Raw genomic sequence first — 19,270 nt, forward strand, 5'->3', positions numbered from 1 at the left:
TTGAGCGCTACTTCTTGGCCGCCGGCCGCAGCCGGACCTTCACCTTGACGCGGCTCTGGACGTCGGGCAGGCGCACGGTGAGCGCCTCCGCGTCGAAGTCGGTGTAGGGCTTCTCGTCGATCTCCACGGACGCGATCCGCACCGCGCCTGCGGGCAGCAGGTCGGGCGAGACGCGCAGGATGCGGTCGGGCAGGCCGGTCGGGTCGGGCTGGAAGTGGAAGTCCATCTCCCGGCCGTTGATCAGCAGGTTGTTGTAGACGGCGGCGAGATAGCACAGCTCCGCCGAGTGGTACATGGACATCGAGTGGCTGCCCTTGAGCCGCTCGGTGCCGAGCAGGTACGGCGTACCGCTGGCGAGGACGTTGAAGTAGACGGCGCCCTCGTCGTGGTCGAGGAAGAAGGTGTTGTAGAAGGCCTGCGCCTGCCGGGCCTCGCGCAGGTTCGCGTCGCCGCCGACGGTGCCGTTCAGGATGAGGTAGGCGAGGATCGCCTGCTCCTGCTGCCACCAGGCCTTGCGATCGTGCCAGGCGAAACGATGCGTCTCCTGGTCCCCCCGCTTCACGCGCTCCACGACGTCGTACCAGCCGCCGCGCTGTACGTCGCTGCCGACGGCCGGCATGATCTCGCCGATCTTCCTGGCGAGCTCCTCGTACGCCGGCTTGGCCTTCAGCGAGTTCATCCGCATCAGGTTCCAGGCGATCTTCAGGTTGTGGCCGACGACCGCGCGGTCCTGCTGCCAGCTGTGCGCCTTGTCGTGCGACCAGTCGCGCATGAAGCGCTCCTGGACGAACGGGCTGTGCTTGTAGTCCGGGAACCTGTCCGCGATCGTGTCGAAGGTGTATTCGAGGAAGTCGGCGTACTTCTGCTCGCCCGTCGCCAGGTACAGGTTGATCAGGTAGGCGGGGGCGTGGTCGCCGACGGAGTTCCAGTTCTTGCGCTCGGCGTTCTCGCCGAGGGACTCGTGGTCGGCGCTGAAGAGGATCGGGTCGATGTGGGAGTAGTAGCCTCCCTGCTCCGGGTCGAAGAAGAACTTGTCGAACAGCCGGATGGTGGCGTCCGCGTCGTTCTTGATCCGGACGTCGCCGGTGACCCGGTAGGTCTGGACGGGGCCGGCCAGCGCGTAGATCTGCTCGTACATCGGGATCGCGTCGTAGTCGTCGGAGAACTCCGAGGTGAACAGCTTGCGCTCGCTGTCCCCGTCGACGCTGATGCCGTGGTACCAGAAGACCACGTCCTCCTCGCCGTCCACGACCCGCATGTGCCTGCGCAGGTACTCGGTGCCGCGCTCGGCGACCTCCAGGTACGCGTCCTTGCCGGTCAGCAGGTAGGCCGAGGCCATGCCGTAGACCAGCCGGGAGATGGTGTCGGTCTCCTGCACGTGGCTGGCGGTCTTGTCACCGCCCAGCCGGATCTCGGTGCGGTACTCGGTGAAGTCCACCGGCCCGTCGCCGAACTGCGCCCGGATGTAGAAGTCGGCCAGCGACTCGATCTGCTTGATCCACCAGCTGCCCTCCTCGAAGCGGTAGTCCTCGGCGCCGCGGCCCAGGAACACCAGGCGCTTGGCGTCGAAGCAGCCGCCGTGCTCCGGGTAGTGCACGCCGTAGACGAAGAGGAACCGGCCCGGCGAGAGCATCTCGTCGATGTGCCCGGAGGCGTCGATGTAGGGCTCGTCGAGGTTGCGGACCAGCTCGGCGCTGGGGTCGCCGGCGAGGGAGACCTCGAACTCCCGGCCGTCGGAGGTCTTCAGCCGCAGCAGGCGCGTACCGGAGTCGAAGCGGACGACGTAGCCCGCGATGGTGTCGGAGAAGGAGAAGCTCACGGCGTCCGCCATGTCATACCGTCCTTTTTGAGGGCTCGGTTCGCCTCCGGGGCGCCTGTTGCCGGCTCGTGGCGCCGTACGTGCTCGAAACGCTCGTACCTCGCGTTCCTCCGCGCGTTCGGCCCCACTCCCCGTCGCGCCCCTTCGGCTCACTCGCCGTTTATTCACCGGTGGCAGGGGTGGTGCGTTCGTCCTCGTATCCCTGGCTGACCTCGACGATGACCCCGTCGGGATCGCGGACCCACACGGTCCGCCAGCCGCAGATGAAGTCGTCGAAGTCCAGCGGCCCCAGGGTCACTTCCGCCGCGTCGCCCAGGTCGGCCAGGAACGCGTCCACGCTGTCGGTCTGGAACGCCAGGTGGCGCATGCTGCCCGGCGCCTGCGGCCCGTCGTCGTGCGCCGGCCGGGCCGGGCCGGCGCTGGCCGCGAAGAGCTCCAGGTACGCGTCCCCCTTGCGCAGGAACACGATCCGGGACTCCCCGAGGTCGACCACCCGGGCCCGGGAGAAGCCGAAGTACCGGGTGTAGAAGTCCTCGGTGGTCTTCTGGTCCACGCAGTTCAGGCCCACGTGCGACCAGGCCATCGGCCGGTCCCCGGAGCCCGGCATCAGGGGGCACCTCCCAGCGGTGGCCGGGGGACGGCCCCCCGGCCCCGCCCGGCCGCGATCAGCTCGATGATCCGGCGGGCGAACAGGTGGTGGTGCGCCCCGGTGCGGCCGGTGACCAGATCTCCGTCGACCACCACGTCCTCGTCGACGTACTCCCCTCCCATGTTGCGGACGTCGCCGATCAGGTTGTTGTGGCAGACCACCTTGCGGCCGCGGATCTTCCCCGGGATGGAGGACGCCAGCCACATGCCGTGGCAGATGATCCCCTTCAGGACCGACGGCTCCTCGAAGGCCCGGCGCAGCAGTGCGGTCGCCGGGGCGAGGACGTCCACGTCCTCGGTGTAGCGCAGCCGGTCGGCCACCATGCCGGAGGGCACGATGACCGCCGCGTACCGGCGCAGCTCCTCGTCGGTCAGCCCCTCCAGGGACCGGTTCACGGTGAACGGCGCCCGGTACTCGTGCCCGGTGAAGGTGAGGGAGTCGTTGCCCCACAGCCGGGTCAGGAAGTCGACCTCGGCGCCCTCCTCGGCGAACCGGTGCCGGTAGTAGAAGATCTCCGGCTCGTAGTAGTCGCTCTCGACCAGGACCGCGATCCGGGTCCCGGACAGCGCCCCCTCGCGCAGGACGGCGTCAGGCACGGCGGGTCCCCCTCAGGAAGTCCGCCGCGCGCTCGGCGATCATCGCGATGGCGGTGTGGCAGTTGCCCGACGGGACCGCGGGCATCACGCTCGCGTCGGCCACGCGCAGGTTCCGTACGCCGTGCACCCGCAGCTCGGGGTCGACGACGGCGAGGTCGTCGATGCCCATGCGGCAGGAGCCGGCCTGGTGGTGGTAGCTCTCCGACGTCTGCTTCACGAAGGTGCGCAGCTCGTCGTCGTCCGCGTAGCCGGGGCCGGGTTGCAGCTCCTGCTTGTACCAGGGCGAGAACGCCGAGGTCGCGAAGAGGTCCCGGGCGATCTTGACGCCCTGCACCATGCGTTCCAGGTCCCACCGGTCGCCCAGGTAGTTCGGATTGATCAGCGGGTGGGCCAGCGGGTCGGCGCTCGCCAGCCTGATCCAGCCGCGCGCGGCCGGGCGTACGACGCCGGGCAGGATGGACACCGTGTTCGGGTGGTCCTTGCCGACGATCACGTCGAAGGGGACGTGGACGAAGGCGATCTGCAGGTCGGGGGCGGGCAGACCCGGCTGCGAGGACAGGAACAGAGCGCTCTCCGACAGGTTCTGCGCCGGCGGCGGGAGCTCCTGGGTGACCTCGGCCATCAGCCCGGTCAGGACGTGGTTGTGGAAGTTCTCGCCGACCCCGGGCAGGGCCGCGGTGACCTCGATGCCGTGCTCGCGCAGCTGCTCGGGGTGGCCGATGCCGGAGAGCAGCAGCAGCTTCGGCGACTCGATCGCCCCGGCCGCCACGACCACCTCGCGCCGGGCCCGTACGGTGTGCAGCCCGGGCGCGGGGACGGTGCTGTGGCCGTCTCGGACGGTCCGGCCGGGGATGTCGCCGCCGGCAAGCGTGGCGGGCTGCTGGAGCTGGACGTACTCGACGCCCGTGCAGGTGTCCCCGTCGAAGAGCAGCCGGGTGCTCTGCGCGCTGGTGCGCAGCGTCAGGTTCGGCCGGTCGAGCGCGGGCTCCAGATAGGCGGCCAGGGCGCCCTGGCGGCGGCCGTCGGCCACGTCGATGTGGTGCCAGCCGGTGCCGAAGAGCCCGCGCCGGGGGCCGTCGGTGTTGAAGTCGGCGATCTCCTCGTGCCCCAGCTCGACGGCCGCGTCGATGAAGGCGCGGGAGACCGGGTTGGGGCCGTGCAGCCCGGCGTTGGTGATCCGCTGCGGGCCGCGGGTGCCGGTGGTGGGGGCGGTGGCGTCCTCCTGGCCCTCCAGCAGGGCGAAGTACGGGAGCACGTCCTCGTACGCCCAGCCGGCGGCGCCCTGGTAGGCCCAGTTGTCGAAGTCCGAGGCGTGGCCGCGGATGTGCATCATGATGTAGAGGTTGCTGCTGCCGCCGGGGGCCTTGCCGCGCGGCTCGTACGTACGGCGGCCGTCGAGCCCCGGCTGCGGTGTGCTGGTGTAGCCCCAGTCCACGGGGCCGCCGAGGAGCTTGTACCAGGAGGACGGGTCGTCCACCTCGGACGGGATCCGGGAGCCGCCCGCCTCCAGGACGAGGACGGAGACGTCCGGGTCCTCGGAGAGCCGGCCCGCCAGGACGCTGCCCGCGGTGCCGGATCCCACGACGATGTAGTCGTACTCTTCCACGCTCACCTCTGCCCCCTCAGTCCTGGCTCAGCACCTGGAAGGGGACCGTGTCGTGGTGGTTCGCCATGTAGGCGATCTTTCCGTCCACGATCCGGAAGAAGTTCATGACCTCGGCCTCGATGGGCTCGCCGGAGGCGCTGACCGCCGTCAGGTGGGAGACGGCCGCGGCCTTCTCGCCGTCGACGAGGAAGTGCACGGGCTCGTTGCGGAAGACCCGGTACATCGTCCCCATGCCCTTCATCATCGAGCGGAGCACCTCCAGGCCCTCGATGTGGCCGGCGAGCTGCTCGTCCATGACCTGGTCGTCGGCGAACAGGTCGCACCAGCGGTCCCAGTCCCCGGCGTTGGCGTACTCGTAGTACTTCTGCAGGATCTGTCGTGCGTCCATGGCGCTCATCCCCCTCTATCGGTCCCTGCGGGTTCCGTCCGGCGCGAACGGCGCCCAGAACTGGCTGAAGGCGGTCGCCGAGTCCCCGAAGAGCCCGTCGCGGCCCTCGACGATCCGGCCGTCCCGCCACCGCATGAAGTGGAAGACGGGGTAGTCCATCCGCTCGTACGGGGACCCGCTCGCCTCGGCCGCGCCGGCCCGCAGGGCCACGTTGCGGCACACGTCCGCCGAGCAGTCCTCGCCGACGAGCACCGCTTCCAGGTCCATCCGGAAGGTGCCGCCCGTGAGCTTGTGGGTCTGCCCCATCAGCTCCAGGAAGGCGTCCAGGCTCTCGTACCAGCCGGCCAGGGGGTGGTTGCCCGGCACCAGCCAGCGCAGGTCCTCCGAGTAGTACTCCAGGATCCGTGCCCGGTCTGCGGAGCCGAGGGCGGCGTAGGCCGCCCGGACCCGCTCCGGTGTCACTTCGGTCATCGTCGCTTCTCCTTCACCGCGGTCACGGCCACGGCCACGGTCACGGCCACGGTCACAGCGAGTCGGAACCGGGCATCGGAGCCAGGTCGTTGACGGTGTACTGCTTGATCAGCGGTCCGTCGGGGCCGGCGACCACGGTCCAGGTCTGGTCGGCGTCGAAGCCCAGCCACCGGCTGCGGGCGGCCGGCGGGTCCCAGACCTTGGCCTGCCAGTTGACGAGGACCCGGACGACGGCACGGTCGCCCTCGATGACGGGCTCCACCTTCGTGACCGTGTGCACCTCGTCGAAGAAGCGGTGGGTGACGGCCTCGTACCAGCGGCCGAAGCCCTCGTGTCCGAGGAAGGTGTCCTCGGGGACCTTGAACTCCAGGTCCTCGGTGGTCAGGGCGAGCACATCGGCCAGGCCCACGTGCTGGTCCAGCGCCGTGTACCAGTTCTCGGCGAAACTGCGGATCGCGTCCTCGGTCAGCTGCCACTCGGCGGGCATGCGGTCTCCTCCTGCTTCCGTTTCCGTGCTGGGTGACTGGTCGGTCAGGGGCAGGGCAGGGCTACGGTCAGATCTGCACGTCGACGAGGAACGGTCCGGGGTGGGACAGCATCCGGCCCACCGCGGCGACCGCCTCGTCCGGCTTCTCCACCCGCATCCCGCCGGCGCCGAGCGAGCGGGCCAGCCCGGCGAAGTCGATCTCGGGGTGCGAGAGGTCGAAGGAGTCCGGGAAGCCGTGCTCCGGGATGCCCCGCTCGCGCCAGTACTGGGCGATGTTGTCGTCCAGCAACCGGTACTTGCGGTTGTTGCAGACGACGAACTTGGCGTCGATGCCGTGCCGGGCCGCGGTCCACAGCGCCTGGTAGGTGTACATGGACCCGCCGTCGCCCGCGAAGCCCACGACGAGCCGGTCCGGGCGGGCCAGCTTGGCGCCGACCGCCCCCGGGAAGCCCACGCCGAGCGATCCGCCCCGGGTGAGGTGGTAGTCGCCGGGGCGCTCCGCCGGCAGGTACCGGGTGACCAGCGGCGAGGTGGTCAGCGCCTCGTCGAAGACGATCAGGTCCCCGCCGGTGCGCTCGGCCAGCGTCCGCAGGAAGACGGCCATCGGCGTGCCGTCGTCCTCGGCGGCCGCCCCCGCCGACCGGGCCCGCTCCCGGGTCCGTACGTCGAGCCGGGCGGCCGCGGCGGCCCGCCGCTGCGGGGTCAGCTGCCGCTCCAGTACGCCGGCCAGCGCGCGCAGCGCCTGCCGCGGATCCGCGGCGAGGCCCAGGTCCACCGGGTGGTTCTTGGCGATCTCGTAGGCGTCGAGGTCGATGTGGACGATCTTCGCGCCTGCCCGGAAGGGGCTCGCCAGCTCGGGGAACACCTCCGGGAAGACGTAGGTGCCGACGATCAGCACCCCGTCGGCGTCGCCGATCAGCTCCTTGCTGTGCGGGCCGAACATGTGGCCCGTCTGGCCGCGCCGCAGCGGGTGCGAGGCCGCGATGTTCACCTCGGAGGAGTCGACCTCGTACACGTCGGCGCCCAGCAGTTCGGCGACGGCGGCGAGCTCGCGCTGCGCCCCGGAGAGCGCCACCCCGTCCCCGACCAGCACGACCGGCCGCTCGGCGCAGGCCAGCAGCTCGGCCGCCCGGCCCACCGACGCCGGGGAGGGGGCCACGTCCGTGAGCGGGACCGTGGCCGGCAGCACGGGCTCGGAGTTGAGCTCGTCCAGTACGTCCATCGGCAGCGCGACGAACACGGGCCCGCGCGGCGGGGTGAGCGCGATCTTCACGGCCCGCCGGACGGTGCGCAGGACGGACCGCGGATCCGTGACGCGGGTCGCGTACTTGGTCACGGGCCTGGCCATCGCCACCAGGTCGGACGCCATCTGCGCGTCCATGGCGTCGTAGCGCACCCCGGCGTCGCCGGCGACGACGACGAGCGGGGTGTGGCCGCGCAGCGACTGGTAGAGCATCCCGATGCCGTTGCCCAGGCCCACTCCGGAGTGCAGCTGGAGCAGGGCCGCGCCGCCGGTCGCCCGGGCGTACCCGTCGGCGATGCCGGCGGCCACGGTCTCCTGGAGGGCCAGGATGTACCGGAAGTCCTCCGCCGCGTCCACCGCGTCGAGGAATCCCTGTTCCACCGTCCCCGGATTTCCGAACATCACCTTCAGGCCGTCGGCCTTGAACTGCTCGATCAGCCTTTCCCGTCCGGGAGTGGCCTCCATGAATTCCCCCTCGACTATCCGATTTCCCGGCGGATTCCGGGACTACCAGCCGTATCGGGCGAGCCCGTCCTCCAGGACCTCGACGATCTTCTGCCCCGTCAGATAGGAGTCGGGGGTGGAACGTCCGGTGACGAAGGGGAAGTCCACGATCACGGAGACCGGCTTGCCGAAGTTCCCGTGGTAGGCACCGTGCGGTCCGGTCGCGTCGCGCAGGATGTATTCCAGCGGATACGGCGGCGGCCCCATGTTGAAGTCGGTGCCGAGGAATCCGGTGCCGTCCTTGTAGTCGTACTCCTTGCAGTGGCCGGTCACGTGCTTGCCCCAGATGATGCTCTTGCGGTCGTCCCAGTCCCGGGCGAAGGCCAGGCAGGCGACCCCGTAGCACTCGGCGGCCACGACCTTGCCGGCCTTCCGGAAGCCCAGGATCAGGGCGTGCACGCGCTCGTTGTTGGCGAGGTCGGCGATCGGGCCGCTGCCGCCGACGATGAGGACCGCGTCGTATCCGGCGATGTCGGCATCGAGTTCGTCGAGGTCGCGGTGGTACTGCTCCAGCTTCGGCAGGTAGGCCGCGTCGCTCGTGTACGGGCGCTCGGGCACCCATGCCTCGATGTCGAGCGGCGAGTCCAGCCGGCTCGACTGCTCGAACTGCCGCCCCAGCCGGGCGTTCTCCTCGGTGGTCACCGAGCGTCCGAGCGGCGGGTCGACGTAGTTCGCGTCGAGGCTCGGCGGAAGAGCGTGCGCACGCTTTCCGGTCGGCGTCGCGAATATGACCTCGTAGCCCCGCTCGTCGAACTTCGAGACGGGGCCTATCAGTTCCTCGGCCCAGTAACCGTGTTCGGAGACAATGACCAGAATCTTTCTGCTCACGTATTCCTCCAGGCGCCGCCTGTTGTCGTTGGCGTCCCCCACACTGGCCGGGCCCCGAGCCTTCGTCAAAGCGCTGGCATGCGACTTCGTGAGGTAGCCGGACCGGTGGCCGCGGCACTTCAGGAAGTCGTTCGCGGACATCATGAAGTAGCTCCAGGACTAGGTGACTTCGGCCGAATCGGTGAACCGTTTCGCGGGGCCCGTCCTAAGGTCTGGACGCGCCGTGAATCGCGGGCGCGCGAAGCACGAGGAGAAGGACGGCGACGATGACGACGGACCTGTTGTGCACACATATCGATCAGATACGCCCGGTGAAGCCCACCACGGTGGGCTGCGAGGAGTGCCTCGTCGCCGGCGATACCTGGGTGCACCTGAGGCTGTGCCTCAGCTGCGGACACGTCGGATGCTGCGACTCGTCGAAGAACCGTCACGCCACCCGGCACTACCGGACCACCGAGCACCCGGTCGCGGCCTCCCACGAGCCGGGCGAGGACTGGGCGTGGTGCTACGCCGACCAGCTGATGCTGGACCCGGCATGAGCACGGCCCGGGAGAGCGCGCCCGCATCCACCGCCCCTGCCCCTGCCCCCGCTGCGGCCGCGGCCGCGGCCGAGCGCGCGGAGAGCCGCAAGCCGGTGATCCTGGCCGTCGACGACGACCCGCAGGTGCTGCGGGCCGTCCGCCGCGACCTGCGCAGCGCCTACGGCGACCGCTACCGGGTTCTCGGCGCCTCCTCGGCGGCCGACGCCCTGAAGATCCTGGACTCCCTCGACGAGCGGGGCCACGACCCGGCACTGTTCCTCGTGGACCAGCGCATGCCGGACGTGACGGGCGTGGAGTTCCTGCTGGAGGCCGTCAGCCGCTTCCCGGACGCCCGCCGGGTGCTGCTGACCGCGTACGCGGAGACCGACGCGGCGATCACCGCCATCAACCGGGTCCGCCTGGACTACTACCTGCTCAAGCCGTGGGACCCGCCCCACGAGCGGCTCTTCCCCGTCCTGGACGACCTGCTCTCGGACTGGCTGGCGACCTACCGCCCCGCCTACGACGGGATCATCGTCGCCGGCCACCTCGTCTCGCCCGGCACCCACGCCGTACGGGACTTCTTCACCCGCAACGGCCAGCCCTTCCGCTTCCTCAACGTCGAGCGGGACCCCGAGGCGCTGACCCTGGTCGCCGCCCAGCCCGAGGCGGCCCTGCCCCTGGTGCGCTTCCCCGACGGGGCGGTGCTCTCGGCGCCGACCGACGCGCAGCTCGCCCAGCACCTGGGCCTGGCCACCACCGCCTCCCGCCCGCACTACGAGTGCGTCATCGTCGGCGCGGGCCCCGCGGGCCTGGCGGCGGGCGTCTACGCGGCCTCCGAGGGCCTGTCCACGCTGATGCTGGACTCCCGCGCCCCGGGCGGCCAGGCCGGCACGTCCAGCCTGATCGAGAACTACCTCGGCTTCCCCTCGGGCCTCTCCGGCGGTGACCTGACCCGCCGGGCGACCATCCAGGCCTCCCGCTTCGGCGCCGAGATCCTGCACCCGGTGGAGGTGGTCTCACTCACCCGGGACGACCCGGCGAAGATCCTCACCCTCGCCGACGGCACGGAGATCTCCGCCGAGACGGTCCTGCTCGCGACCGGAGTCTCGTACAACCGGCTCGACGCCCCGGGCGCCGACCGCTTCGAGGGCGCCGGCCTCTACTACGGCGCCGCGACCACCGAGAGTTCGGCCTGCATCTCCCAGCACGTGTTCATCGTCGGCGGGGCCAACTCGGCGGGGCAGGCCGCCGTGCACTTCGCCAAGTACGCCGCCCGCGTGACGATCCTGGTCCGCGCGTCCTCCCTGGACGCGAGCATGTCCCGCTACCTGATCGACGAGATCGAACGCACGCCGAACATCGAGGTCAAGGTGCGCACCACGGTGGTACGGCTGGACGGCGAGGAGCACCTGGAGCGCCTCACCCTCCACGACGCGGACACCGGCAAGGACACCGAGGTCGCCGCCCGGTTCATGTTCACCTTCATCGGCGCCCGCCCTCACACCGGCTGGCTCGCGGGAGTCGTCGAGCGGGACGAGTACGGCTTCGTCCTCACCGGCTCGGACCTGATCTCGAACGGGGGCGAGCTCCCGGCCGAATGGAGCCTGGAGCGCGCACCCTACCCCCTGGAGACGAGCGTGCCCGGCGTCTTCGCGGCGGGCGACGTCCGCGCCCACTCGGTCAAACGGGTGGCGTCGGGCGTGGGCGAGGGGGCGATGGCCGTCTCGCTCATCCACCGCTACCGCTCGATGGGCTGAGATGGGCCGAGAGCGAACGCTGTGCCCTTGTGATCAAGGGCACAGCGGATGCAACGTTGATTACATGATTACAGCCGAACAGAGCGAACAGCTCCGCGCGTGGTTCGCCGAGCGCCTGCCGGTGGACGTCTACGAGTCCCTCGGCTCGGTCACCGCCGACCGCGAGGAGATCACGGTCGTCGGCACCATCCCGGCGACCGAGTCCGTACGGGAGTTCCGGATACGCACCCGCGAACAGCGCATCGAAGTGGCCCGCGAGGCCGAGGAGCTCTACCGCCGCAAGGTCGCCTGGGGCGTACGGGTGGGTGACGAGACGACCCTTTTCACCCACCTCGCCGTCCCGGTCATGACCCGCCTGCGCCAGTCCGAGCGCCAGGTCCTCGACACCCTGGTCGCCGGCGGCGTGGCCCGCAGCCGGGCCGACGCCCTGGCCTGGTGCGTCCGTCTCGTCGGGCGCAACACGGACAGCTGGCTGACGGACCTGCGCGACTCCCTGGACCAGGTCGGGCGGGTCCGCGCGCAGGGTCCCGACGTCGCCGGCACGACGGACTCCATGAAGTCCGGGTCCGAATGACGAATCCGCCCCACGGAGCCGTGTGATCGCGTAAGGCTGGCCGGGACCTATACCCAGGGAGAGGTACGCACCATGACGACCACCGTCGAATACATCCGCTACCGGATCGCATTGGACGACCAGCAGGCCTTCGAGGACGCGTACGCCCGGGCGGCCGATTCCCTGGCCGCCTCACCCGAGTGCATCGACTACGAACTGGCCCGGTGCGAGGAGGAGAAGGAGCGCTACATCCTCCGGATCCGCTGGACCTCGATCGAGGCCCACCTGGGCGGGTTCCGCAAGGGGGAGCACTTCCCGGCCTTCTTCAGCGCGATCCGCCCGTACGTGACGGCCATCGAGGAGATGCAGCACTACCTCGTCACGGGCGTCGTGGGCACGGGAAAGGGCGCCGGACAGCGATGAGCACCACACCCACCATCTACGAGTGGATGGGCGGGGCGGAGGCGATGAACCGCCTCACCGACGCCTTCTACGCCCATGCCCTGCAGGACGAGATCCTGGCCCCGGTCTTCGCGGGCATGGATGCGGAGCACCCGCAGCACGTCGCGGTCTGGCTGTCGGAGGTCTTCGGCGGCCCGGCCGGGTACACCGCCCACCACGGCGGCCACCAGCACATGGCCACCAAGCACCTGGGCCGTGCGATCACCGAGAAGCAGCGCCGCCGCTGGGTGGACCTGCTCATGGACACGGCCGACGAGGTCGGCCTCCCGACGGATCCGGAGTTCCGCGGGGTGTTCGCCTACTACATCGAGTGGGGCACCCGCATGGCCCTCATCTACTCGGGCCCCAACCCCCCGCCGGTGGACGCGGCAGAGATCCCGGTCTGGTCCTGGGGCCAGACCCCGCCGTGGATCCCGAAGACGGACTGACCCTCCACCCCCGGGGCTCCGCCCTCCCCAGGGCGGTGCCCCGATCCTTCACCCCGCCGCACCATCCAGCCCGCCGGCGCTTGAGCCGCGGGATCCGGGGGCGGAGCCCCGACCTTTCAGCCCCGCCGGCGCCTGAGGCGCGGGGTCCGGGGCGGAGCCCCGGCATCCGACCCGCGCCCGGCTTCCGGCTCGGCCAGCACCACTGCGAACCCGGGCTCGCCCCCACTCCCCCGCCAGAAGTCCACCGCCTCCTCCAGCACCTCCACGAACGTCTCCCACTCCCCGGGCCGCGCCTCCGCGTACGCACGCCACGACGTCACCGCCACCAGCCGCCCCGCGGCCGGGGCAGCGAGCGGCAACCACGACAGATCCCGCAGCGCATCCGCGAGCGCGTCCCAGTTCCCGCCGACCCACTCCGGCAGCCGCAAGGCGTCCCCGCACCGCCCCATCAGCCCGGCCTTGTCCCGTACGCCGTCCAGGTCCAGGCGTACGGTCGTCCAGCCCGCGGCCTCGGCGGCCGCGAGGGCCGGGGCGAGCGGCTGCGGGTCCAGGGTCATCGGAGAACCGCCTTGAAGGTCTCGTAGTGGTCGTCCGTGTAGTAGAACTCCCCACCCTCACCCGTCACGATCCGCCGGGCCCCACGGTCCCGCTCCCCCGGCGTACGCACCGTGAACTCGTGGTAGTAGCCGCGCTTCTGGCGCGGCAGGACCTTCTCGAAGTTCCCGAAGACGGTGCCGTCCTGCCGGTACGGGTACGGGCCGCCCTTGTCGATGAGCGCGAGGACGTCCCGCGCCTGCCGCGGCAGGGCGTCGGCCCGTACGACGGCCATCCCCCGCGCCCAGTCCGGAGCACCCTCGGGCACGGCATCGGAGGGCGCACGGGAAGGCGTACTGGGAGCCGCACTCGGCTCGGCACTGCCGCCCACGGCGGGGCCGGGTTTCTGCGCACCACAGCCCGCCGTCGCGACGAGCGCGACACAGAGGAACACGGCCCCCAGCGCACGCAACAGGCATCGGGGCACGTTCCGGAAGATCATGCGCCGATCGTGCCAAATATCCGATTCGCCCGCGAATCGCTCGGTCGCGTCAGAGCGCGGCCATCTTGCTGTACGGACTCAGGATGCGCTTCTGGACCGAACCGAAGTCGACGAGAACGGCGATCCCCTCCTCAATTCCGACGACACGGCCGAGGCCGTGCTCGTCGTGAGTGACCCGGTCGCCGACGTTGAACTGCCGGATGGGCTGTTCCACGGGGGCTTTGAACGGGCTGGACGGCAAATGGCGGCGAGGCACTGCTGATTTTGTCATCGGAACCAGTATGCGCCCCGCGAGCCGCCGCGCGGTGCCCTTCGCATCTCGATCCGGGCACCATCCGCACCACCAGGGCCCCGGAAGGCCCGCACGGGCACCCGCAGAGGCACACAGGGGCACGCAGCGGCGGCGCAGGCCGGAGTGGAGACGGGGTGGGGAGGGGGGCCGGGGGTGGGCGTCAGCCCCCTACAGGTCGTCGGGGTCGGCCCGCTCCAGCGCCGGCCGCAGCCCCGGGGCCGACTCCGTCAGCAGGTAGTCGGCGACCGCCGTGTCCGTGACCAGGCTGGTGACCAGCCCCGACCGCAGCACCGCGCCGATCGCGGAGGCCTTGCGCAGCCCGCCTGCGATGGCCACGACCTCGGGGATCCGGCGCAGCCGGTCCGCCTCGACCGTGATGCACCGCTCACCGAGGTCCCGGCCGACGCGTCGGCCCTCGGCGTCGAAGAGGTGGGCGGACATCTCGGCCGCGACGCCCAGCGAGGCGTAGTGGGCCCGCTCCTCGTCCGTCAGCATGTCGTGGACGGTCGAGATGCCCGGCTCCCACGAACCGATGGAGACGGCCGCGACCGTCACCTTGTCGAAGTAGTCGAAGGCGCGCGCGATCCCGGTCTGGCTGCGCAGCGCGGCCGCGGTCGCCGGGTCGGGCAGCAGCATGGGCGCGTAGATGGGGTGCGCGTCGCCGCCCGATACCTGCGCGGCCCTGCGTACGGCCTCGACCGAGCCGCGCTCCGCGGTCCCCGCGTCGTACACCCCGGTCAGCTGGACCACGGTGCACTGCGGCAGGCGGTGCAGGGAGGCGGCCATGTGGATGGTCGACCGGCCCCACGCGAGACCCAGTACATCGCCCTCGTTGACCAGTTCGCCGAGCAGGTCGGCGGCGACCGCGCCCAGGTTCTCCGGGTCCGGGGCATCCTCGGTGGCGTCGGCCGGCGACTCCACCACGACGGCGTGCCGGAGCCCGTACCGGGCCCGGAGCGCGTCCGACCGCTCCGCGTCGAGCTCGGCCGGGACCCGGATCTCGATGCGCACGAGGTCGCGTTCGAGGGCGGTCTCCAGGACCCTGGCCACCTTGAAGCGGCTCACGCCGAACTCCTCGGCGATCTGGATCTTGGACTTGCCCTCCAGGTAGAAGCGGCGGGCCATGGCCGCCGCCTGCACCAGCTCCGCGGGTCCCATCCGCAGGGCTGACCGTCCCGCCGACATTGCAGACACCGCGTTCTCCTCACTGCTGTTCACACTCTCGTGTTCACACTCTCGACTCGCCGTTCATCCTGTCAGATCCGACGGCCGTTGATCAGCCTGGACAGCTCCCGTTCACCAAGCTGTTCACCAACCCTTGGCTCAGTGGTCGCAAGCCCACGGCGCCGCCGCGACCGCCGCACCCGCCTGCTCACGCAGCGTACGGACGGCGGCCGCCGGGTCGACCGCCCCGTAGACCGCGCTGCCCGCCACGAAGACGTCCGCGCCGGCCTCGGCGCAGCGCTCGATGGTCGAGGCCGACACCCCGCCGTCGACCTGGAGCCACAGCTCCAGACCGTGCTTGGCGATCAGCTCCCGGGTACGGCGGATCTTGGGGAGCATGATGTCGAGAAAGGGCTGGCCGCCGAAGCCCGGCTCGACCGTCATGATCAGCAGCATGTCGAGCTCGGGAAGGATGTCCTCGTACTGCTCGATCGGCGTCGCGGGCTTGAGCGCCATGGAGGCCCTCGCCCCCTTGGCCCGGATCTCCCGCGCGAGGCGTACGGGCGCCGCCGCGGCCTCGGCGTGGAAGGTGACCGAGCCCGCTCCGGCCTCCACGTACTGCGGGGCCCAGCGGTCCGGGTTCTCGATCATCAGGTGCAGGTCCAGCGGGATGTCCGTGGCGCGGCTCAAGGACTCCACGATCGGCACGCCGAGGGTGAGGTTCGGGACGAAGTGGTTGTCCATGACGTCGACATGCAGCCAATCGGCCCCCTCGACGGCCTTCGCCTCCTCGGCGAGACGGGCGAAGTCGGCGGACAGGATGCTGGGATAAATCTGAGCGGCCATGCCCCAAGCCTGCCATGCCTGCGGCCGGTTCCGGCCACGACCCCGCAAGTCGGAAACTGCGTAGCGATGCTTAAGTAATCACACGGAACATTGAACCATCCCTTACAAATCAGCCGGGCACGATTCTGTCCATGACGCCGTCGCCGCGCCGGCGCCCCGAGCGCCGGCCCCGCGCCTCCCCCCGGCGACATCGGCTGCTGCGGAGTGCTTTCACCATCAGGAAATTCGATATCAGTCCGTCGCTCATATTCGGCCTGCCCGAAGGAATCGTCGGTGACCATCTGCTCGGGGGCGGCCGGGGGCCGGGGTGTGTACCTACGCCGGCCGCCGCCGTCGTCGGTCAGGCGGGCGGCGCGCCGCGCAGGTGGCGCAGCAGCCCCTCCAGGGCTGCCCAGCTCTCGGCGCTCTCGGCGTCGCCGAGTGCGTAGTAGAAGCCCGGCCTGGCGCTCGGGCCCAGTTGCACCGGGCGTTCCTTGAGCGGCGTCCTGCTCGCGGTATCGCGCCCCGCCTCGTGCACCTCCGCCGGGCCGAGTACGAAGGCGTACGGCAGTGGCGGGTTCTCGTAGCGTGGCGGGGCGCTCAGGTCCCGGCGGGCTTCGCGCAGCTGGCACAGCATGGTCTTGAGCCCGTACCGGGTCACCAGCTCCTCTGCCAGCCCCGGAAGGGCCTCAAACGGTATCTCCTCGCCCGGGCCGTAGCCCACGGTGAGGGTGACGTCCTCCTCCACCGCCTCCGGGGTGCGGATCACGCGCAATGTGGCGACGGCGGGCCGTTCCGACGTGCCGACGACAACGGTCCAGGTGGGCCGAGGGGCCCGCTCGTAGGCCAGCTCGGTCAGCTGGCGCCGCGACCACTTCAGACCTGCGGGTTCCGAGGTCCCCCAGCCGGCCGGCAGGCCGCCCGTCAGCGCCTGCCAGGCGGCTTCGAGCGCGCCGCCGAGGACGAGGTCCGCCGTGGGGCGGTGCAGGGTGCGGAAGGAGACGCTGAGCTGGCGCTCACCGGTGGGTCCGGCCTCGGTGAAGGCGTCCGCCACCGGGGTCTCGCCGTTCTCGTCCCGGGCCGGGGCGAACGCGTCGTCCTGCCATGTGAGTACGGCGCCCGTGAGGCCGTCGTAGTAGCCGCACCGCTCGTCCTGCACCACCCAGCGCGAGGGCATGGACTGCAGCAGCAGGCGGGTGGGCGTGGAGAGGCGGCAGTGCGGCGGGGTGACGATCTGCAGGGACCGGTCGCTCTCCACGGTGGCCCGCAACACCTCGGAGAGCCAGCTCGTCATAGGGACGACGGGGCGGTCCTGGAGGACGACGGCGGCCTTGTCGGTGAGCATGTCCACGGCCGGCTGGGCGGCGGCGGGGGCCGGTACGGCGGTGATGCCCGAGACGTCGACCGGGCGGGCCGCGCCGACGGTGCCCGGGGCGTCCGGCGGCCAGACCTTGCCGCCCAGCAGCATGGTCAGGCGGGCGGCGAACGCACCCGCGAGCTCCTCCGCCTGCGGAACTCCCGCGGCGGCGCGCGCCTCGACCCACCACGCCGGGCCGTCGCCCGACAGGGCAGCGCCCGGCCCGAGCAGCCGGGCCGCCTCGCCCGGCACCTGAAGCATGAGCGGGACCTCGATCGAGACGAGCGGCCGGCCGTCGGCGTCGCACAGCTGGACGACGGCCCCCTCGCCGGCGGTCTCGACCAACAGGTCCGGGCCGCCCGCGAGCCGGCCCGCCAGGACGCTGAGCGCGTCCGGCATGCGCTCGGTGAGCGCGATCACGTCCTTGGTCATGCCGTGTTCCTTGTCGCCATGTCTCTCAGTGCGTTTCTGTCAGTGCTTCGCGGACCTCCGCACGCACGCGTTCGTTTCCGAAGGCCGGCAGGTACTCGCCGAACCGTCGACCCTCCGGGCCCCGCGCTGGGGAGACGACGGCCCCGCATGGACCGGCACCTGATCTCGCTGAACTGGTCGCCCACTGCCGAGCGCCGCATCGGTGACGTCCGGCCCGAGCCCGTCGATGATGTCGGGAGCCCCGAGTCCTTAGCCCTCGACCCTCCGTAGTACGTCGGTTCGCCGGGCTCCGCGGCGACGCCGAGCACCTGCTCAAGCTCCTGAAGGGCGGCCGCGAGCCTGGGTGCGTTGTTGGCGTGGGTGAGTGGCTGCGGTCGGCCACGGAAATCGCAATGCCCCCAGACGCCGTGGTGCACGGAGAGCTCGACCCAGACGTCCATCTCGTCAGGCACCAGAAGGAGTTCCACCAGCCGGTACTGCATGTGCCGTTCACCCGCTGCGTCGAACCAGGCACCCGTTCCCAACAACGTGATTCCGCCGATCTCAGCCTGCGGATGACCGATCGGCCGACAGGCGCCGAGCAGGTCGGGCAACGCCGGATCGTCGAGCGAACATGTGTCGGCCCTCAGCCTGCTGTGCACACCGAGGCCGCAACTGCCGGTCTGGAACCATGGCCACTCAAGTGCATGCAGCTCCATCAGGTCGTGCTTCGCGAGCACCGCGCTCATACGCGCCGCGGTGGCGAGCGCGAACTCCAGACCGGGACCCGGCATGTCGTCCAGGACCCAGGTCCACGAGCCGCTTTCCTTGGGCGCGCGCATCAACATGGTCGGCAAACTCTCCTATTTCGGGGCAGCGTTGCTGTGGAAAGATGAAGGCGTACATCTCGCCGACCACGTCGGCCATGTCGGTGGCCGAGCCGCACCTCCGGCCGGCCGGGCAGCCCGCCTGCATCGAAAAGCTCACCGTCGTACCACCGCACGGTCACCCCGGCGGCATCGGCTGCTCCGACCCACCATGGAACAGGTAGTCGTACATCGCCCGGAGGTAGGCATCCAGAGTCTCCTGGTGGGGGAACTCAATATCGGTCAGCTCATATTCGGCCGGCCCGAAGGAATCGTCCGCCAAAGCCCGAGCGAAACCCGAACGAACCGCCTCGACGAACGGTTCGTTGAATCCGAGCAGCGTGGGTCTGAGGTAGCCGCTCGCGTCATACCCTTCCACGAGGTGGAGATACCTCCCGACGAAGCGCTCGAATCGCTCGTCCATTCACCCTTTCCCGTCCATCGTCCCGCGGCCTGACGGCGTCGCGCAGCCCCTACACCCGACACCCGGGGGCGACACCGGTCCTCACCAGGGACGTCGATGCATCCGCCGCCCGGCTGCCCGCCCCGGTCGCGATCAGAGCGGGCGTCGGGGCAGGACCGTCACGCCCCGAGGTAGTCGCGAATTCCGGCCAGCGGATCGCGACCGTGCTCCTCGGCGTACTCGCGGCGACGCGAGTCGGCCTTCTGCGGATTCGCCACGCAGCAGTAGTCCCAGAAGTCGACCAGTACGCGGAACGCGTCGTCGAGCGCGTATTCGCCCTGAACGTGCTCGACGAAATAGTTCTCCACCCTCACGCCCTGCGGGCTGATGGTGACGGTGTGCGCGTTGCCGTCCAGGTCCTCCGGCGTGAATCCCGGATTGGCCTTGGCCTCGGCGACCAGGTCGATCGCCTCCAGCACGGACAGCGGCGAGAGCTGGATGTCGGCCGTGATCCACTGCCCCAGGATGTTCAGCTCGGCAGGGCCCGAGAAGGACGGCACCCCGAAGGCGTCCTCGACGTAGTACTTGGTGCGGATCACTG

23 protein-coding genes are annotated in these 19,270 nt (G+C 70.6%); 5 read left to right on the top strand and 18 right to left on the bottom strand.

Features of this window, described 5'->3' with window-relative positions:
- Positions 1 to 7 precede the first annotated feature (7 nt).
- From ACFWFZ_RS15465 to ACFWFZ_RS15505, 9 genes are all read right to left on the bottom strand, one after another.
- Positions 8 to 1,831: an AGE family epimerase/isomerase gene (locus ACFWFZ_RS15465; RefSeq protein ID WP_387122266.1), complete on the bottom strand. Its 1,824-nt coding sequence runs from the start codon at positions 1,829 to 1,831 to the stop codon at positions 8 to 10.
- 148 nt (positions 1,832 to 1,979) lie between these two features.
- The gene (locus ACFWFZ_RS15470) at positions 1,980 to 2,426 is read right to left on the bottom strand and encodes a VOC family protein (protein ID WP_387122269.1); all 447 of its coding nucleotides are present in this window, start codon (positions 2,424 to 2,426) and stop codon (positions 1,980 to 1,982) included.
- Entirely contained in the window at positions 2,426 to 3,064 is a 639-nt protein-coding gene (locus tag ACFWFZ_RS15475; protein ID WP_387122272.1) for a DJ-1/PfpI family protein, read from the bottom strand. Before ACFWFZ_RS15475 ends, ACFWFZ_RS15470 begins: the two co-directional genes overlap by 1 nt.
- Entirely contained in the window at positions 3,057 to 4,676 is a 1,620-nt protein-coding gene (locus ACFWFZ_RS15480) for a GMC family oxidoreductase (protein ID WP_387122275.1), read from the bottom strand. The genes ACFWFZ_RS15475 and ACFWFZ_RS15480 overlap by 8 nt, the downstream gene beginning before the upstream one ends.
- Before the next feature lie 10 nt (positions 4,677 to 4,686).
- A complete protein-coding gene (locus ACFWFZ_RS15485; protein WP_387122277.1) occupies positions 4,687 to 5,058 on the bottom strand; it encodes a nuclear transport factor 2 family protein in 372 nt (123 codons plus the stop codon).
- A gap of 15 nt (positions 5,059 to 5,073) precedes the next feature.
- Complete coding sequence (locus ACFWFZ_RS15490) at positions 5,074 to 5,529, bottom strand: nuclear transport factor 2 family protein (RefSeq protein ID WP_387122280.1); 456 nt, start codon at positions 5,527 to 5,529, stop codon at positions 5,074 to 5,076.
- A gap of 52 nt (positions 5,530 to 5,581) precedes the next feature.
- Positions 5,582 to 6,016, bottom strand: a complete 435-nt coding sequence (locus tag ACFWFZ_RS15495; protein ID WP_387122283.1) for a nuclear transport factor 2 family protein — start codon at positions 6,014 to 6,016, stop codon at positions 5,582 to 5,584.
- A gap of 67 nt (positions 6,017 to 6,083) precedes the next feature.
- Complete coding sequence (locus ACFWFZ_RS15500; protein ID WP_387122286.1) at positions 6,084 to 7,724, bottom strand: thiamine pyrophosphate-binding protein; 1,641 nt, start codon at positions 7,722 to 7,724, stop codon at positions 6,084 to 6,086.
- Between the two features lie 42 nt (positions 7,725 to 7,766).
- Entirely contained in the window at positions 7,767 to 8,591 is an 825-nt protein-coding gene (locus ACFWFZ_RS15505; RefSeq protein WP_387122289.1) for a type 1 glutamine amidotransferase domain-containing protein, read from the bottom strand.
- Between the two features lie 266 nt (positions 8,592 to 8,857).
- Between ACFWFZ_RS15505 and ACFWFZ_RS15510 the strand changes: the two genes are divergently transcribed.
- The 5 genes from ACFWFZ_RS15510 (at position 8,858) to ACFWFZ_RS15530 (ending at position 12,315) form a co-directional block, all read left to right on the top strand.
- Entirely contained in the window at positions 8,858 to 9,130 is a 273-nt protein-coding gene (locus tag ACFWFZ_RS15510; protein ID WP_387122292.1) for a UBP-type zinc finger domain-containing protein, read from the top strand.
- Complete coding sequence (locus tag ACFWFZ_RS15515) at positions 9,127 to 10,872, top strand: FAD-dependent oxidoreductase (protein WP_387122295.1); 1,746 nt, start codon at positions 9,127 to 9,129, stop codon at positions 10,870 to 10,872. The genes ACFWFZ_RS15510 and ACFWFZ_RS15515 overlap by 4 nt, the downstream gene beginning before the upstream one ends.
- Before the next feature lie 64 nt (positions 10,873 to 10,936).
- Positions 10,937 to 11,446, top strand: coding sequence for a hypothetical protein (locus tag ACFWFZ_RS15520; RefSeq protein WP_387122298.1), 510 nt, complete (start codon positions 10,937 to 10,939; stop codon positions 11,444 to 11,446).
- A gap of 72 nt (positions 11,447 to 11,518) precedes the next feature.
- Positions 11,519 to 11,848 carry a putative quinol monooxygenase gene (locus ACFWFZ_RS15525; RefSeq protein WP_387122301.1) on the top strand — a complete coding sequence of 110 codons (330 nt, stop codon included), beginning with the start codon at positions 11,519 to 11,521 and terminating at the stop codon, positions 11,846 to 11,848.
- Complete coding sequence (locus tag ACFWFZ_RS15530; RefSeq protein ID WP_387122304.1) at positions 11,845 to 12,315, top strand: group II truncated hemoglobin; 471 nt, start codon at positions 11,845 to 11,847, stop codon at positions 12,313 to 12,315. The genes ACFWFZ_RS15525 and ACFWFZ_RS15530 overlap by 4 nt, the downstream gene beginning before the upstream one ends.
- 116 nt (positions 12,316 to 12,431) lie before the next feature.
- On the opposite strand, the gene ACFWFZ_RS15535 is transcribed toward ACFWFZ_RS15530, so the two are convergent.
- The 9 genes from ACFWFZ_RS15535 to ACFWFZ_RS15575 form a co-directional block, all read right to left on the bottom strand.
- On the bottom strand, positions 12,432 to 12,872 hold the full coding sequence (locus ACFWFZ_RS15535; RefSeq protein ID WP_387122308.1) for a barstar family protein: 441 nt from the start codon (positions 12,870 to 12,872) through the stop codon (positions 12,432 to 12,434).
- Complete coding sequence (locus ACFWFZ_RS15540; RefSeq protein ID WP_387122311.1) at positions 12,869 to 13,351, bottom strand: ribonuclease domain-containing protein; 483 nt, start codon at positions 13,349 to 13,351, stop codon at positions 12,869 to 12,871. Before ACFWFZ_RS15540 ends, ACFWFZ_RS15535 begins: the two co-directional genes overlap by 4 nt.
- Positions 13,352 to 13,400: 49 nt before the next feature.
- Positions 13,401 to 13,622 (bottom strand): CarD family transcriptional regulator, encoded by a 222-nt coding sequence (locus ACFWFZ_RS15545; RefSeq protein WP_030036649.1) that lies wholly within the window; start codon positions 13,620 to 13,622, stop codon positions 13,401 to 13,403.
- A gap of 189 nt (positions 13,623 to 13,811) precedes the next feature.
- Positions 13,812 to 14,828 carry a sugar-binding transcriptional regulator gene (locus tag ACFWFZ_RS15550; RefSeq protein ID WP_387122677.1) on the bottom strand — a complete coding sequence of 339 codons (1,017 nt, stop codon included), beginning with the start codon at positions 14,826 to 14,828 and terminating at the stop codon, positions 13,812 to 13,814.
- A gap of 138 nt (positions 14,829 to 14,966) precedes the next feature.
- Entirely contained in the window at positions 14,967 to 15,653 is a 687-nt protein-coding gene (gene rpe / locus ACFWFZ_RS15555; protein WP_387122315.1) for a ribulose-phosphate 3-epimerase, read from the bottom strand.
- Between the two features lie 340 nt (positions 15,654 to 15,993).
- Positions 15,994 to 17,421: a DUF6177 family protein gene (locus ACFWFZ_RS15560; protein WP_387122318.1), complete on the bottom strand. Its 1,428-nt coding sequence runs from the start codon at positions 17,419 to 17,421 to the stop codon at positions 15,994 to 15,996.
- Positions 17,418 to 18,248 (bottom strand): hypothetical protein, encoded by an 831-nt coding sequence (locus ACFWFZ_RS15565; protein ID WP_387122321.1) that lies wholly within the window; start codon positions 18,246 to 18,248, stop codon positions 17,418 to 17,420. Before ACFWFZ_RS15565 ends, ACFWFZ_RS15560 begins: the two co-directional genes overlap by 4 nt.
- Positions 18,249 to 18,405: 157 nt before the next feature.
- Positions 18,406 to 18,690, bottom strand: a complete 285-nt coding sequence (locus ACFWFZ_RS15570; RefSeq protein ID WP_387122324.1) for a hypothetical protein — start codon at positions 18,688 to 18,690, stop codon at positions 18,406 to 18,408.
- Positions 18,691 to 18,848: 158 nt separating this feature from the next.
- Positions 18,849 to 19,268 (bottom strand): hypothetical protein, encoded by a 420-nt coding sequence (locus ACFWFZ_RS15575; protein ID WP_387122327.1) that lies wholly within the window; start codon positions 19,266 to 19,268, stop codon positions 18,849 to 18,851.
- Positions 19,269 to 19,270 lie beyond the last annotated feature (2 nt).

Source organism: Streptomyces sp. NPDC060232 (assembly GCF_042726555.1).
Classification (GTDB): domain Bacteria; phylum Actinomycetota; class Actinomycetes; order Streptomycetales; family Streptomycetaceae; genus Streptomyces.